Below are 16,088 nucleotides of genomic sequence, written 5' to 3' on the forward strand. Positions count from 1 at the left end.
CTTGGCCCCGCAGACCAACTCAAACAGCGTGAGTGCCCCCGGCAGGGTGCACGTTATCCGCGACGGCCTCGCCGCCCACCTGCCCGACATCGACCCGGAGGAGACGTCGGAGTGGCTTGAGTCCTTCGACGCTGTCCTGAAGGACGGTGGGCAGCAGCGTGCCCGCTACCTGATGCTCCGGCTGCTCGAGCGCGCTCGGGAGGGCCGTGTCGGCATTCCTTCGCTGACGAGCACCGACTACGTCAACACCATCCCGACCGAGCAGGAACCGTGGTTCCCCGGTGACGAAGAGGTCGAACGCCGTTACCGTGCGTGGATCCGCTGGAACGCGGCGATGACCGTGCACCGCGCGCAGCGTCCCGGTGTGGGAGTCGGTGGTCACATTTCGACCTACGCGTCGTCCGCGACGCTCTACGAGGTCGGCTTCAACTGGTTCTTCCGTGGCAAGGACCACCCTGGTGGCGGTGACCACATCTTCTTCCAGGGCCACGCGTCGCCCGGCATGTACGCGCGCGCGTATCTGGAGGGCAGGCTCGCGGAGAACCAGCTCGACGGGTTCCGGCAGGAGTACTCGCACGCCGGGCTGGGCGGCGGCCTGCCGTCGTACCCGCACCCGAGGCTGATGCCGGACTTCTGGGAGTACCCGACGGTCTCCATGGGTCTCGGCCCGATGAACGCCATCTACCAGGCCCGGTTCAACCACTACCTGCACGACCGGGGCATCAAGGACACGTCTGACCAGCGAGTATGGGCGTTCCTCGGTGACGGCGAGATGGATGAGCCGGAGTCGCGTGGCCTGATCCACGTCGCGGCCAACGAGGGCCTGGACAACCTGACCTTCGTGATCAACTGCAACCTGCAGCGGCTGGACGGGCCGGTCCGCGGCAACGGCAAGATCATCCAGGAGCTCGAGGCGTTCTTCCGCGGTGCGGGCTGGAACGTCATCAAGGTCATCTGGGGCCGTGAGTGGGACACCCTGCTGCACGCCGACCGCGACGGCGCCCTGGTGAACTTGATGAACACCACACCGGACGGCGACTACCAGACCTACAAGGCCAACGATGGCGCCTATGTTCGTGAGCACTTCTTCGGTCGCGACCCGCGCACCAAGGACCTGGTGCTCAACCTGAACGACCAGGAGATCTGGAACCTCAAGCGCGGTGGCCACGACTACCGCAAGGTGCACGCGGCCTACAAGGCGGCCACCGAGACGCACGGCGCGCCGACGGTGATCCTCGCGAAGACGATCAAGGGCTACAACCTCGGCTCGCACTTCGCGGCGCGCAACGCGACGCACCAGATGAAGAAGATGACCCTGGACGACCTGAAGGGTTTCCGCGACACGCTGCGGATCCCGATCAGCGACGCGGAGCTGGAGAAGGACCCGTACCTGCCGCCGTACTACCACCCTGGGATGGACTCCGCGGAGATCCAGTACATGGTGGAGCGGCGCCGTCAGCTCGGCGGGTTCGTGCCGGAGCGGCGCGGCAAGTCCAAGGCGCTGGTGCTGCCCGGCGACAAGGTCTACGACGTCATCAAGAAGGGCTCTGGCAAGCAGGAGGTCGCCACCACGATGGCGTTCGTCCGGCTGATCCGGGACATGGCCAAGGACCCGGAGATCGGCAAGCGGATCGTGCCGATCATCCCGGACGAGGCCAGGACCTTCGGCATGGACTCGATGTTCCCGAACCTCAAGATCTACAACCGGCAAGGCCAGCTGTACACGTCGGTCGACGCCAAGCTGATGCTCGCCTACAAGGAGAGCGAGACCGGCCAGATCCTGCACGAGGGCATCAACGAGGCGGGTTCGACGGCGTCGTTCACCGCGGTGGGCACGTCGTACGCGACGCACGGCGAGCCGATGATCCCGATCTACATCTTCTACTCGATGTTCGGGTTCCAGCGGACCGGCGACGGCCTGTGGGCCGCAGCGGACCAGATGGCCCGCGGGTTCGTGCTGGGCGCCACCGCAGGCCGTACGACGCTGACCGGCGAGGGCCTGCAGCACAACGACGGTCACTCGTTGCTGCTCGCGGCCACCAACCCGGCCGTCGTCGCGTATGACCCGGCGTGGTCGTTCGAGGTGGCGCATATCGTCAAGGACGGTCTGCGTCGCATGTACGGCGATCAGGCGGAGGACATCTTCTACTACCTGACCATCTACAACGAGCCGTACCAGCAGCCCGCCGAGCCGGAGGACCTGGACGTGGAGGGCCTGCTGCGCGGGCTGTACCACTACACAGGTGCGCCCGCGGGCAACGGTCCGAAGGCGCAGATCCTCGGTTCCGGTGTGGCGTTGCCGTGGGCGCTGAAGGCGCAGCAGATGCTGAACGACGAGTGGGGCGTCCAGGCGCACGTCTGGTCGGCCACGTCGTATGCGGAACTGCGTCGCGAGGCCGTCGAGGTGGACCGGCACAACCTGCTGCACCCGGAGGCGGAGCCGCGCGTGCCGTACGTGACGTCGGTGCTCTCGGAGACCGAGGGGCCGGTCGTGGCGGTGTCGGACTGGATGCGTGCGGTCCCGGACCTGATCCGGCCGTGGGTGCCCGGCGACATGGTCACCCTGGGCACGGACGGGTTCGGTTTCTCCGACACCCGCCCGGCGGCGCGGCGTCACTTCCTGGTGGACGCGGAGTCGATCGTCGTCGGTGTGCTGGCCGCGCTGGCCCGCCGCGGTGAGATCGACAAGGCCAAGGTGGTCGAGGCGACAAGGAAGTATCAGCTGGACGACGTGTCCGCGGCCGGTCCGCAGACTTCGGACCCCGGCGTCGCCTGAGTCACAGTAGGCGTTGGTGTGGGCGGCCTTTTCCGGCCGCCCACAAGCGTTTCCGGAGCGAATATCCACATGCCGAGGGCCAGCACCGAGATGACCGAGGACATCAGGAAAGCGGCCTGGTAGGACCAGAAGTCGGCGATCGCCCCGGCGAGCAGCGGCCCGATGATGGCGCCGAAGTCCGCCATCATCTGAAAGAACGCCAGCACCGGCCCACCACGGACGCCAGAGCCGATCACATCGGCGACCGTGGCGGTCTGCGCAGGACTGACCAAACCCGTACCCACACCGGCAACGAGCGACGCGACGTAGAACATCGCCAGCGTCGAGGTGAACGCCAAGAGCGCCGATCCGACCGTGAGGATCGTCAGACCGGCCAACACAACTGGCCGACGGCCGCGTAAGTCAGCGAACCGGCCCGAGATCAGCAGAACGGACGCGGTGCCGACCGCGTAGATCGACAACCCGATGCCCGTGGCAGTGCTGGACTGATGCAGCACGCCGACGACATACAACGGGACGAGGGAATACCGGACGCCGAAGGAAATCCAGCCGACGGCGAACGACGAGGTCAACGACGAGCGGTACGCCTTGTTCCGAATCGCCTGCCGCACCTTGAATTCCGGCAGATCGAGGTTTGCCGTGTCCGAACTGCCGCCGGATTTCTTGAGCAGCGACCACAGGACGACGGCGGCGAGCAGCGTGCCGGAACCGTAGATGAGGAAAGGCAAGCGGAGCGACGCACCCGCGAACACACCGCCGATCAACGGGCCTGTCATGTTGCCCAACAGGAAACTCGTCGACCACAACCCAGAAATCCGCCCCCGCAGCCCAATCGGGCTCAACCGCAGCAACAAAGCTACACCGGCGACCGTGAACATGACCGACCCGGTGCCCGCGATCGACCGGAACGCGAGCAGTTGCCAGTACGACTGAGCCCAACCACAAGCGCCGCTGGCCACAGCGTTGATAACCAAGCCCCACAACAGAACGGGCCGTTCAGCGAACCGTGAAACCATCTTCCCGCTGGCCGGAGCGAACAGCAGCCGAACAATCGCGAAAGCACTGACGACAAAGGAAGCGGCGGTGACGCCGACACCGAACGTGGTGGCGAAAGCGGGAACGACCGGTGCCATCATCCCGAACCCAACGGCCACAAGGAAACACGCCGACACCATCACCCAGACCTGGCCGGGCACCCGCTCCCGGCTCACCAGAACATCCCCAGAGTTACCCACAAGGACAATCAAACCTCCAGGTCAGTCCCGGTGGGTGGCCATGTGAGCGCGACCACCCACCGATTTCCTGTCACCCCTCCCCAGTACTCTGGGCCATTGGGGGTGCTCAATCCGGACCCGAATGTGTGTCAGTGGCCTCCGGTAGTGTGCCGCCGGGGCTCTGCCCTCAGCGAGGGATGCCTTCCAAGTACTTCGGGAGCGCTGGGTGTTCCAACGCTCCCTTGGCGCAAACCCTCAGCAGCGAGCCACCGGAGTCCCGGCCACCAGCTCGAAGTCGGCACGTTTGTCCAGCAGCAACGGAATCAACGATCGAGCCTGCTGAGCCAGCGGCACAAGCCTGCCGTCCCCGGAACGCCGCGAATCCACGCCGTGCAGCGCCAACTTCTCCGCGACCTGCGCGTACTGGGCCGAAGTCAACCGATACCCGCACGGCGGATTCGGCTCGACCTTGCCAGCGGGAGGAGCCTGATTGTCCGCGCCACCGAAGAAAATCGGGTCGCGCGAGGAAGGCGCCGTCGACCGGCTCACCGAAGTCGCAGTCTCCAGCTGTACCCGTCGTTGCTGAACCAGCTTCAGAGTCCCGGAAACCCCGTACAAGTGCGAAGCCACTCGGCGCCGGGCGGCCGCGGGCACGTCCTCGCCCGGGTTCGGATCGGTATTGGTCTCCACGAGCAAACCAAGCGCATGCTTCAACCCGGTGGTGTTCCGGAGGATTCGCTCCTGCCCATCACCGGCGATCTGCTCGGTCGGCTGACCGGTCACCGGGTCGATGAGAAAACCGTACACACCACTGCTCAGCCCGCGGGATTCCACGGCCGGGCGAACATAGGACCGAGACAACACCTCGGACTCGTCATGCACCTTCTTGTGCACGTTGAGATTGCGCGGCCACAGCCACAGAACATCCTTGTCGTACACCAAAGGCCGAGGCCCGAACTCGTGCAAGTCGTGGACGACATCGGGCTGGTGATCCCGGATGACCCGGGCGAACGTCCGGCCTTCCGGAGTTTCCAGAGCGATGTGGTCACGGTTGATGTCGACCCCGTCGGCGTTGCCGCGGGTGTCGGCTTCACGCCCGTCAGGGTTCGCGTTCGGTACGAACAAAAGTGTGGTCCCCGCGGGCACCGAGTCCTTGTCGTAAGCCAAGTCCCTGATCTTGATCAGGCACGCTTCTCGCCCGGCGGGCTCGTCGCCGTGTTGCGAGCACAGGAAAAGCACTATGGTCGGGCCGCCCTGGCCGACCTTCACGAGATGGATCGGGCGGCCTTGGGTGGTTGTGCCGATCTTGTCGACGTTCACTTTCCGACCGAGCTGCCCAAGGAGTTGCTGTTCTTCGGCTGCCGTCGTCCAGCGGGCGCCGCCGGTTTTCTCGAAGCCCGTGCGTGGCAGATCTCCAGCGGCGAGCGCGGGTAAGCCCGTCAGCAGGAGGCCTGCCGCGGTCAGCGCGGCCAGTTTTCCGGATAAACCCATGTCACGTCCCTTCTTCACACCACATGGGACGTCACCAGACCGCGCCGTGTCCTGTCAACGGCCGACCGGCCGGAGCTGTTATCGTGCCTGGTGCTTTCGGTGAAAGCGATCATGCGCTTTGTCCTGTTGACCGTTCGGACCAGGCATGTGCCGCCGAGGTCGTTGGTGACGTCCTCGGAGAACTGCCAGGAATGCGCTCGCCGCTGGCAGCAGTCGGGCTACGACCCGGCGGCTAGATGCCAGAAGCACCCGATCGGGTAGTTAATGAGCGCAGCTGTGTCAGCAGTTCGCTGCGGCTGCTGGCTCCCAGTCGTTGCCGCATGCGTGCCATGTGGTGCTCGACTGTCTTGGCCGAGATGAACAGCTGGTCGCCGACCTGCTTGTATGTCATCCCTTGCAACACCAGGGCTGCGACTTCCTGCTCACGTTCGCTCAGCGGCGAAGCGGCGGCCGGGGTTGGGTCGGCAACGGCCTGCTTGCCCTGCAGTTCACGCGCGCAGTCCAGCAACGTGACCATGGCTTTGCGGTCCGAAGTACGGATCGCGGCCTGACCGGCCAGTCGCGACCCGTCCCACACGAGGCCCATGTCATGCAGGCCGCGGGCAGCGGATTCGGCGCGGACGGGGTCGACCCTGCCCGAGACGATGTCGAGCCAGCATTGCGCGGCCTCGCCCAACGCGCGTCCGAACCGGCTTTGGTTCGTGGCAAGTGCGGCAACGTGGTCCGCGGCTTCCGAAGGCTGTTCGGCGACGATCGCCGCGTGCAACCCGCCCCAGTGCAGCGAAGTGGTCCACAGTTCCGGATCGCCGAGCTGCGCGGTCAGGGCGTACGCCTCACGCAGATGCGGCCCCAGGCGTGCCTGGTCGCTCAACTTCGCGGCTGCCACGACGAATTCCCCAAGCGGCAGGATTGTGAACAGGTCAACCGGATGCCGCACAACGGCTTCACACGCCTGAGCCCAAATCCGGCGCAACGCTTGAACGTCGCTGTTGCGTCGGGCCAAGCCAACCTCAAGAGCCACAGCGAAAAGCCAGTCGCGCGGCTCGCGAGGCCGAGTCGCAGCCAAATGCTCAGCGGCGGTGGACAACTGGCCGCGGATCATGCAGATCCACGCCTGCAGCAACCGATGCCGCGTAGCCAGCAACGGTCCGCCCATGTTCGACTGCACGGCCCGGTCAAGCACGGACTCCGCGACACCCAGCTCGCCACAGTGCAATCCGACCAGTGCCGCCAACGCCGCCGGGCTGTCCGGAAGCAAGACTCCACGCCCGGCAGGCTCAAGCAACCCAGCGGCACGGACCAAAGAGGACAGTGCGTCAACCGGCGAGCCACAGACGGACTCACGAACTCCCTTAGCCATCAACGAAGCCGCGCCCGAAAGCAAGGTAGGCAGCCCGTCCGGCGAGTCGACGTCAACCAGCTGGCCAGTACCGATCAGGCCGATCGCGGCGAACGACGTGTCCCCGGACCAGCGGTAGAGCTCCGCACTACGCCCCAGTTGCCCACGATGAGCCAACGCGGTCGCCGCGACCCTGGCACCGCTCGCCTTGTCCTCCGAACCGGAAATCGCCTGATCAGCAAGGCGCATCGCGGAATCGAGGTCACCGGCCAGAGCCGAGGCGTGCGCCCAACCAGCAGCGCACTGAGCCACCGGACGCCCAGCGGACACCGCGGCAGCGAACAGCTTCGCCGACAAAGCGGGATCCTCGGTCAACGCCTCATGCGCGGCGGCGTTGAAAGCAGCCGCCACACCAGCACCGCCGACACCGCTGCCGAGCAGCGAACGCGCCAGCGGCAGCACGGATTCGCCGCGTTCCAGCAACAACTCGGCAAGCCGTTGCCGCACAGCCAAAGCACGCTCGGCAGGGATCACCGCACGGATCGCCCGGTGGCAAATCGGCAGCAGCGCGCCATCGTGCCCGAGCAACCCGGTTGCCCTGGCCGCCTCCATCACGGTCACGACATCGTTGGAGTCACGGCCGAGCAGGCTCGCCAACAGGTCTGTCCGGAGTCCGGCACCGGCCTGCGCGGCCAGGACGTACTGCAGGACGTCCGGTTCGAGCAGGTCCAGGTCGTAGCGGAACGCCGCCAGGGCCGCGTCCGGGACTTCGGTCACCGGCCGTGACGACATCGACGACACCAAGCGATCCACGTACGCGGGAACGCCGCCGGTCTGCTTGAACAGGAACTCCACGAGTTCAGCCGCGGGCGCCGCGCCGAATGCGCCGGACGCATGCGACCGGACTTGCGCGCGGTCCATCGGCGTGAGCATCACGGTCTGCCCGAGCATCCGCGTCAGCTCGCTGAGCTCCGCGGTCCGTGGCCATGGGCGCAGCGCGATGATCAGGCGCGGCACATCCGATTCGGCGAGTTCCCGCAGGCGGGCAGCGGGCAGCTTGTGGGCGTCATCGATGATCACGGCTGCTTCGGCGTCGCCTGGCCGGTCGGTCACGCGGATGCCCGCGTTCTCGTACACGCGCCGGAATGCCTTGAGAACAGTGGTTTTGCCGTAGCCGCCCGGGGCGATGACCGCCAATGCCACGGGCGCGGGCGGGTCGGCCTCGGTCGCGTCCAGCACTCTCTTCGCCGCCTCGTCCATGACGGTGGTGGTTCGTGCTCGGGTCGCTGTTCGTTGGCTCAACGGCCGTCCTCGCCTGTCTTTGGGGCAGTGGATGACTTGGTGGCAGTGGGCTTCTTCGAAGAGGACGACGAAGAAGCAGAGGGCTGGGTCGATGGCGGGGTGGGTGTCACGACCGGGCTCGACAGCGGCGTCGGCTTGCTGTTGTTGACCGGCGCGACCACAGAGGACGCAGGATTCTGCGGTTTGGGCGGATCCTCGCCACGCATATAGAACGTCAGACCGACGCCCGCGGCCAGCACCAACGCGCTGACCCCGCCGATGAGCTTAGGTCGGCCGGTCAAGGCCCGCATCGCCTTGCGTGGCGCGGGCAGCTCAAGCGGCGTGATCTCGATGTCCGGGCGTGGCGGTGCCGGTGGCGCGTCTTCCGCCGAGATCACCGCTGGTGGCGGGGCCTGGGGCGCCGGTGCGAGACGGCTGGCCACGATCGCCGCGCCGCGTGCGCACGCGAGTTCTGGCTCGGCCGCGATGACCGTCCGGCCAGGCACTTCGGCCTTGACGAGCTCGCTGACCAGCGGAATCCGCGCGCTGCCGCCCGTGACGACGACGGTTTTCACCTCGGTGGCCTGGCCGATGATCCGCAGCAGTTCCTCGATCCCCGCCTGGACCGAGGTGCGGATCATCTCTTCGAACTCGGCCCTGGTCAGCACGGCTTCCCGGACTGTTGCCTCGGTGCTCGCGGACAGGAACTCCTTGGCCGCGACGCATTCCTGGCGCATCCTGCCGAGTTTCGTCCACGCGTCCGGGTCGGCTGGGTCGATCCCGCCGCTGCGGTTGCGCACGTACTCGAAGACCACGTCGTCGAAGCTGTACCCGCCGTTGGAGTCGACGCTTTCCGCCGAGTTGAGCACGTCGAACGTGCCGATCTGGGACCGCCTGACCACCGCGATGGCCAGGCCGGTCGCGCCGAGGTCGTACACGCCCAGCGCGTCGCCTGGCTGTACATCCTCGGTGGCGGCGTGGTTCTCGCTGATCGCGACGGGTTCGGGCAGCAGGGTGACGTTGTCGAGGTTGGTCTGGCGCAGCGCGCGGTGCAGCAGACGCCTGCGGTGATTCCCCCAACCCGCGGGGTGGGTCACCACGACGTGCTCAGGGGGTTCGCCTTCGGCGGTCGAGACCTCGTTGACTGTCCAGGTGATCAGCACCGCAGCCAGCGTCTCGGCCGTGCACACCTCGCGGCCGACCATGAGGGGGACCTCGTCGCCGATCCGCCTGGCGAAATCTCGCGCGGCGTTGGCGGGGTCGCTGGCCGCGTTGCGGTCGGCCGCGTCACCGACGACCACCGTGCCATCAGCCGCGAAGTACACCACCGTCGGTGCGGTGGCGGTGCGCTCGCCCAGCTGGACCGACTCGGGGTCGCCCCAGGTGGAGCCGTTCTGACGACCCCCGGCGGAGCCGTTGTAACGGCAGAGCGCGGCCGCGGTGCGGCAGGTGCCAACGTCGATCCCCAAGACGTATGGCATGCAGGAGTGCCTTCCGTACTAGATCGATCGGACCCCCGTCCGGGTTACCCCCGGATGGGTCACATCTTCATACCAACCCCGCAACTGTCGTGGTGAATCGGATCGGAACTCATAGGGGGACACCCTAATGCCCCTAATGGGGGAATTGGCCTAACCCTAGTTGGGGGATGTGATGACTCGGAGTGATCCCCGATGCCGGGGGTTGGCCCCGGCACATACCTTTCTGGGGCATCGCCGGGCAGCCAAGAAGGCCTGGCTCACTGATCGGCCGGATCGACAGCGACGTCGCCGCGCCAGATGAGTGGAACGAGCAGTTGTCGGTGACCGCCGAACTACCGGTGTCGATGGCTTTCCAGTGTTCCAGTCACTGTCAGCCCACGGGTGCCGCACCGTCGGATCGAGATCACCGACCAGCTGCCCGGTTGTTGCCCCTGTACCCCTAGAGGAGAGATTCAGTTGGTTCGCGACGACGCTCCCCAGTCGACCCCCGCCCCTGCCCCGGCCGCTGAGGCGACTGCGACCGCCCCCGGCGCGCAGGCCGGTGGCTCCGCTGAGCCCACCACCCTGCACGACTTCTGCCTGAACCTGCTCAACGACGCCGACGCGCTGAAGGCGTTCGAGCTGGACCCGCAGGGCTGCTTGGACAAGGTCGGCCTGACCGACATCACCCCTGCTGACGTGCAGGACATCATGCCGCTGGTGCAGGACCTGGTCCCGGCCGCCGGTATCGGCACGCTGCCCGCCCTCAACGACCTCGGCGGCCTCGGCGACGTGTCCGGCCTCGAACTGCCCGCCGTGCCTGCCGTGCCCAGCATTGACGGCCTGACCAGCGGCATCACCCTGGACGGCGAAGCCGGTGCGGACGGTGGCTGGGGCATCCTCGGCGCCGAGACCCCCCTCGGCGCGACGGGTGTCGCCGGCAACGTCGACGGCACCATCGAGGACGGCTCCCGGGTCGGCTACCAGGTCGCCCAGGCCAGCCCGCTCGGTGACCTCGGCCTCGGCGGCGAGCTGAACGCCGGCCTGGAGAGCGTCTCCGCGAACGCCGGTGTGTTCACCCCGTTCGGTGACATCGAGACCGGTGCGCACCTGATCGACGGCGACGCGGGCGGCCTCGCCTACGGCGGCGTCTCGATCGACGGCCCGCTGGACAAGGACATCAGCCTGACCACGACCGATGGTCTCGGCCTGCACCAGGACGTCGTGCCCGGCCTGTCCGGCAACGTCACCGACATCGCTGGCAAGGGTCTTTCCGACCCGACCGCCGTCACCGGCGCGCTGCTCGGTGCCGTGCCCGCGCTGCCCGCCATCCCGGGCCTGCCGCAGCTGCCGATCAGCGACCTGCCGATCCCCGAGCTGCCCGTGGACCTGCCGGTTGACCTGCCGCTGCCGGTCAGCGCGCCTGCCGCGGTCGACGGCCTGTCCACCGAGGGTGTCACCGACCTGGTCGGCGACGTCCACGGTGCCGTTCCGACCGACGTCGTCGGCGACCTGCCCGTCGGCGGTCTCGGTGACCTCGGCAGCGTGACCAACCTGCTGCCGCAGCTGCCGGTCAACGTGCCGGACGTGACCAGCGTCGTGACCAACGTGGTTCCGGACGTCACCTCGAACCTGCCGGTCATCGGTGGCGACGAGAGCGGCCACAACGTGCTCGGCGACGTCGTCGACTCGACCGGTCTCGGCAAGGTGCTCGACGACGGCCCCGTCGGCGACGTGGCGCACAACACTCTTGACCTGGGCGGCCTGCTGTAAGCAGCCCAGCTCAAACGGCCGGAGGCCGGGTTCTCCCTCGGGGGGCGGACCCGGCCTCCGGTTTCTTTTGTCGATGATGGTCTTCACCCGATCGGTCGAACAAGGCACACTGTTCGGGTGACTGCGGCGACCTGGCTCGAGGTGCTGGACCAGACCATCGGGGCATCCGTCGTCCACCACAGACCTGATCTGGCCGAACGCCTGCGTGCCAAGCGGGCGCAGCTGCTGGACCCACAGATCAGGGTGATGGTGATCGGCGAGGCGAACCAAGGCAAAAGCCAGCTGGTGAATGCCCTGGTGAGTGCTTCGGTGTGCGCGGTTGGCGACGACGTGACGACAGTCGCGCCCACAATCGTGCGCTACGCCGAGAAACCAGTGGCCGCGCAGTTGCTGCACGACGGCCAAGGCGCCGAACCCCAACGCATGCCGCTTCCCGTCGACCAGGCGACGAACCGAGGCAGCGACCCGGTGATGACGGAAGTCCGCATCCCACGCCAGATTCTCGCGGCCGGACTCGTGATCATCGATACGCCCGCGGTCGGCAATCTGCACCAGATGCGCGCGCAGAACACCTTCGCGGCGTTGAGCGGAGCCGACGCGGTCCTGCTGGCGTCGGACGCGTCCCAGGAACTGTCCGCCACAGAACTTGAGCTGCTTCGCCAAGTTCACCGGTCGTGCCCGACGATCCTGGTCGCGCTGACAAAGATCGACCTGACCGCCCGCTGGCGGCAGGTGGCCGAGCGCAACCGTGAACACCTTGCCAACGCGGGAGTCCAGGCCGCGGTAGTGCCGGTGTCGTCCGCGCTGAGGCTGCGCGCGGTGGCCAAGGACGACGAAGCGTTGAACGCCGAGTCCGGCTTCCCCGACCTGATCGAACGCCTGCGGACAGACGTCCTCTCGGTCGCGACGAACCCGTCGGCCCGCCAGAACTTCGCCGCCATGACCGGAACGGTCCTGGTCGAACTCGTCGGCCAGGTCAACAAGGAACTCGCGGCGCGCCCGGATGAGAGCAAGTCGCCAGCGGTCGCGGAGTACATGGACGCCCAGCAGAAGATGGCGGACCTGCGCCGCCGGTCGAGCAAGTGGCAGAACGTGCTGGCCGACGAGATGGCCGACCTGATCGCGGACCTGGAATACGACCTGCGCGACCGTACCCGCAAGATCCTGCGTGAAGTGGACCTTGCCTACGACGAGGCGGACCCGTCGAAAACCTGGGACCAGTTCGAGGACTGGCTCAACGAGAACCTGACCGAAGCCGCCACCGTGAACTTCAACTGGCTGGTCGAACGGTCGTGGTGGGTCGCCGACCGGGTGGCCGAGTGCTTCCCGGAGCGTCAGGACCTGGTGCCGGACAACGTGATTCCATCGGAAGCCGACCTTGATCCCGGCGACCCGAACCAGCCGAAGCTCGAAGCGTTCACGGTTGGCCAGAAGGTCTTCAGCGGTATGCGCGGTTCCTACGGCGGCGTGCTGATGTTCGGTCTGATCACGACCATGGCCGGATTGCCACTGCTGAACCCGATCTCGATCGGCGCCGGTCTGGCGCTCGGTGCGAAAGGCATCGGCGAAGACGGCGAAGCGCGGCTCAAGCGACGCCAGCAAGCCGCGAAATCAGCGGCACAGCGGCATGTGGACGACTTCTTCCTGCGGTTCTCCAAGGACTGCAAGGACGCGGCCCGCCGGATCCAGCGCGGACTGCGTGACCACTTCGCGGAGCTGGCGGACAAGCTGCAGCAAGGCCTGGCGGACGCGGCCGCGGCGGCGCAGAAGTCGGCACAGGCGGAACTGGCCGCGCGTCAGCGCAGGGACCAGCAGCTCAAGCAAGCGCTGGCGCAGTTGAAGGAGTTGCACGGGCAGATGACCCGAATCGCCGGGGCGCTGCCCGCATCGAGGAACCCATTGGAGATCTCCGCGTGACGAGTACCGTCGACGAGGCGGTCTGGGCGATCCTGCACGAAGCACTGCGGCTTTATCAGGACAGCCCAAGGGCGACGAACTGGCTGCGTCACCACATCACCAGGTTTGACTCGCCGCTGCGGATAGCGGTGGCCGGACGCCAGGGAAGCGGAAAGTCGACGGTCGTGAACGCCGTCGTTGGTGACGAGGTTGCTCCGATCGAAGTGGACGGTCCGGTCTTCACCTGGTACCAGGACGGGCCGCAGCCAAGGGCGACTGTCTACATGCGACAGGGTCCGCCGGTCGAGCCGCCGATCGGCCGAGTGGGCCGAAGGATGGACATCGACCTGAGCCAGTTCGAATCCGGTGGCGTGAACCGGATCGTGGTCGACTGGCCTGCGCGTGTCCTGCGTGACTCGACCCTGATCGACACACCGCCGATCGCGGCGGAGATCTCCGAGCAGATCGCGGCAGAAGCCGACGCGTTGTTGTACGTGACGCCTCAAGTGCACGTCATGGACATCAGATTCCTTCAGTCCACACAGGACCATCCGGTGGCCCGTGCGGCCCCGGTGAACGGAATCATGCTGCTGTCGCGCGCGGACGAGGTCGGCGGCGGGAAAATCGACGCACTGACGACCTCAAAGCAAATCGCGCGACGGTATCGGCGAGACGCCCGAGTCCGTGGCCTGTGCCAGAACGTCGTGGCGGTGTCAGGACTGATCGGCCAAGCGGGCCGGACAATGCCAGAAGAGGAATTCCAAGCGCTGGCAGCATTGGCGACGGCACCTCGCGCGCAGACAGAGGAGTTGTTGCTGTCCGCGGACAGGTTCACGCGCGCGGAGCACATGTTGTCTGCGTCAACTCGCCGCGAGATGACGGACCGGCTTGGCATGTTCGGAATCCGCCTGGCGCTCACGTTGATCAGGCAAGGCTCGGACACTCGTAACAAACTGGCGTCAGAATTGGTGCAGCGCAGCGGGTTGAATGAGCTCAAGGATTCGATCGGCCGATTGTTCGTGGACCGCCGCGAGGTCCTGAAGGCACGCTCGGCTCTGTTGGGTTTGGACGTCGTGCTGCGAATGGAACCCCGTCCAGGCGCGGCGAAACTCGTGACCGACGTGGAGCGAGTCCTTGCGGGCGCGCATGAATTCCACGAGCTCCGGCTGCTGGGTGGCCTGTTGTCCGGCCGGACCCGTCTCCCGGAGGAGCTAGGTGCGGAGGCTCAACGTCTGATTGGCGGTTATGGCACAGACCTGGGCGCCCGCTTGGGTTTCGATCGAGAAGTAACCCAAGCGGAAGTCCAGAACGCCATTTACGACGCGCTGGCGCGCTGGCGTGAGCAATCGGAAAACCCCATGCTCGGCAGCGCGGAACGCGACGCGGCCAGGGTCGTGGTCCGCAGCTGCGAAGCAATGCTGACCTAGCGACGGTGTAACAGATTCCGTCTCCGCCTGCGTTCAGGGTCGACGAAGTCCGGCGGGGTGAACCAGGCGACGTCGTCTTTCAGCTCGACTTTCCAGTCGCTGCGGTGCACTAGTCTGTGATGGCGACCGCAGAGCAGCACGAGGTTGTCGACGGCGGTAGGCCCGCCGTGTTGCCATTCCACTATATGGTGCCCGTGGGACACACTCGCTGGCCGTTCGCAGGTGGGGAAGGTACATCCGCGATCGCGAAGGACCAAGGCCCGCCGGATGTGCGCGGGGATGGTGTAGGAAGGCGCGGCGATGTCGAGTGGTTTCGATTCACCGCCCATCACGGCAGGCAGAACGTGGGCATCGCAACAGATTCGTCGTGCCTCGGCTGCGGTCAGTTGGGTTTCCGGCAGGACACGGTCGGCTGCCATGGTCTTGAGTGCGTCGAGGGAGATGGTGACGGCGATTTCGGTTTTGAGGCCATTGTGTGTTGGCAGGTCTGGACAGTTGGCGGCCTGTTGCAGGACGTCGGCGAACGCGTCGCCGCCGCGTTCGGCGTAGCCGCGAGGGTCGTCGGCCTCGTACTTCTCGAACGGTTTGAGCAGTTCGTTGAACAAGACAGCGGTTTCAGCATCGAGCCGCCCTTTGAACTCGAGGTGTCCGTCGCTGTAGGTGTGTCGCCGCAACTCCCGTTCCGGTCGGTGCGGCTGGTCGACGTTCGGTGGTTTCCCGTCCGGGTCGACGATGTCGCGCACGACGCGTTCGCCGAACCGGGCTAGCGCGTTCGGATCGTCCTGCGCGGCACGTTCGATCAGCAACTCCTCGGCCAGTGACACCTTGTCGGGTTGAAGGTGGGTCAAGCTTGCGACGAACCTCCGGATCACCTCGACCTGTCCGATACTGACCTCGCCAGCGTCGAGTTTCTTGGCAGTCAAGGGAATGGAAGCCGCAACCACAGTCCCGGTGGGTGTCTTGGCGTCGTTCAGGGCGGCCGCGTGGGCGAGCCGTTGGTTGCCTTCCTGGCGCGTGATGTTCAAGGTGTGCATGAGAAGCGCGGTGGTGTTGCTGTAGCCCAAGCAGTACGCGGTGCCCCGCGCATCCGCTTCGGCCAGAAAAGCAAGGTGCTCGGCATAGTCTCGGCGTAGCTTGCGTTCCGAAGCGGAGATGCACGCGACAAGCTCACGATCGTCGAGCTGCCAGTGTGTCGATGTGATCTCCCCCATGCCTCCAGATTACGCCGCCACAACGTGAAAGTCCCTGCAATACAAGGCAACCACACGATTGGGTGCCAACGCTGGACAACGCTGCAGTCACGAGGGAACGCGAGGAGTGGTGGGAGGCAAAGGTCAAGACAGCCTGCAGGAAAGGCGGACACGGTGTGCCGGAGTGGTGGACACGGTGTGCTGGAACGGTGGACACGGTGTGCTGGAACGGTGGACACGG

Annotated in this window: 9 protein-coding genes; 4 read left to right on the forward strand and 5 right to left on the reverse strand. The window is 66.4% G+C overall.

Annotated features, from left to right (window positions below):
• Nucleotide 1: 1 nt before the first annotated feature.
• Complete coding sequence (gene aceE, locus LWC34_RS55145; RefSeq protein ID WP_233734712.1) at nt 2–2,776, forward strand: pyruvate dehydrogenase (acetyl-transferring), homodimeric type; 2,775 nt, start codon at nt 2–4, stop codon at nt 2,774–2,776.
• On the opposite strand, the gene LWC34_RS55150 is transcribed toward aceE, so the two are convergent.
• From LWC34_RS55150 to LWC34_RS55165, 4 genes are all read right to left on the reverse strand, one after another.
• On the reverse strand, nt 2,719–3,987 hold the full coding sequence (locus tag LWC34_RS55150) for an MFS transporter (RefSeq protein ID WP_233734713.1): 1,269 nt from the start codon (nt 3,985–3,987) through the stop codon (nt 2,719–2,721). The genes aceE and LWC34_RS55150 overlap by 58 nt on opposite strands.
• 258 nt (nt 3,988–4,245) lie before the next feature.
• A complete protein-coding gene (locus LWC34_RS55155) occupies nt 4,246–5,481 on the reverse strand; it encodes a M14 family metallopeptidase (RefSeq protein WP_233734715.1) in 1,236 nt (411 codons plus the stop codon).
• Between the two features lie 232 nt (nt 5,482–5,713).
• Nucleotides 5,714–8,080: a helix-turn-helix transcriptional regulator gene (locus LWC34_RS55160; RefSeq protein WP_233734717.1), complete on the reverse strand. Its 2,367-nt coding sequence runs from the start codon at nt 8,078–8,080 to the stop codon at nt 5,714–5,716.
• A 38-nt stretch (nt 8,081–8,118) separates the two neighbouring features.
• A complete protein-coding gene (locus LWC34_RS55165; protein WP_233734719.1) occupies nt 8,119–9,582 on the reverse strand; it encodes an Hsp70 family protein in 1,464 nt (487 codons plus the stop codon).
• 456 nt (nt 9,583–10,038) lie between these two features.
• Between LWC34_RS55165 and LWC34_RS55170 the strand changes: the two genes are divergently transcribed.
• From LWC34_RS55170 to LWC34_RS55180, 3 genes are all read left to right on the forward strand, one after another.
• Nucleotides 10,039–11,334 carry an IniB N-terminal domain-containing protein gene (locus tag LWC34_RS55170; RefSeq protein WP_233734721.1) on the forward strand — a complete coding sequence of 432 codons (1,296 nt, stop codon included), beginning with the start codon at nt 10,039–10,041 and terminating at the stop codon, nt 11,332–11,334.
• 117 nt (nt 11,335–11,451) lie between these two features.
• Nucleotides 11,452–13,251 carry a dynamin family protein gene (locus tag LWC34_RS55175; protein WP_233734723.1) on the forward strand — a complete coding sequence of 600 codons (1,800 nt, stop codon included), beginning with the start codon at nt 11,452–11,454 and terminating at the stop codon, nt 13,249–13,251.
• Nucleotides 13,248–14,657, forward strand: coding sequence for a GTPase family protein (locus LWC34_RS55180; protein ID WP_233734725.1), 1,410 nt, complete (start codon nt 13,248–13,250; stop codon nt 14,655–14,657). The genes LWC34_RS55175 and LWC34_RS55180 overlap by 4 nt, the downstream gene beginning before the upstream one ends.
• Here the strand turns inward: LWC34_RS55180 and LWC34_RS55185 are convergent.
• Nucleotides 14,654–15,868 (reverse strand): HNH endonuclease signature motif containing protein, encoded by a 1,215-nt coding sequence (locus tag LWC34_RS55185; RefSeq protein ID WP_233734727.1) that lies wholly within the window; start codon nt 15,866–15,868, stop codon nt 14,654–14,656. The two genes, LWC34_RS55180 and LWC34_RS55185, sit on opposite strands and share 4 nt — an antisense overlap.
• Between the last annotated feature and the right edge of the window lie 220 nt (nt 15,869–16,088).

This window comes from Kibdelosporangium philippinense, assembly GCF_021390435.2.
Taxonomy (GTDB): domain Bacteria; phylum Actinomycetota; class Actinomycetes; order Mycobacteriales; family Pseudonocardiaceae; genus Kibdelosporangium; species Kibdelosporangium philippinense.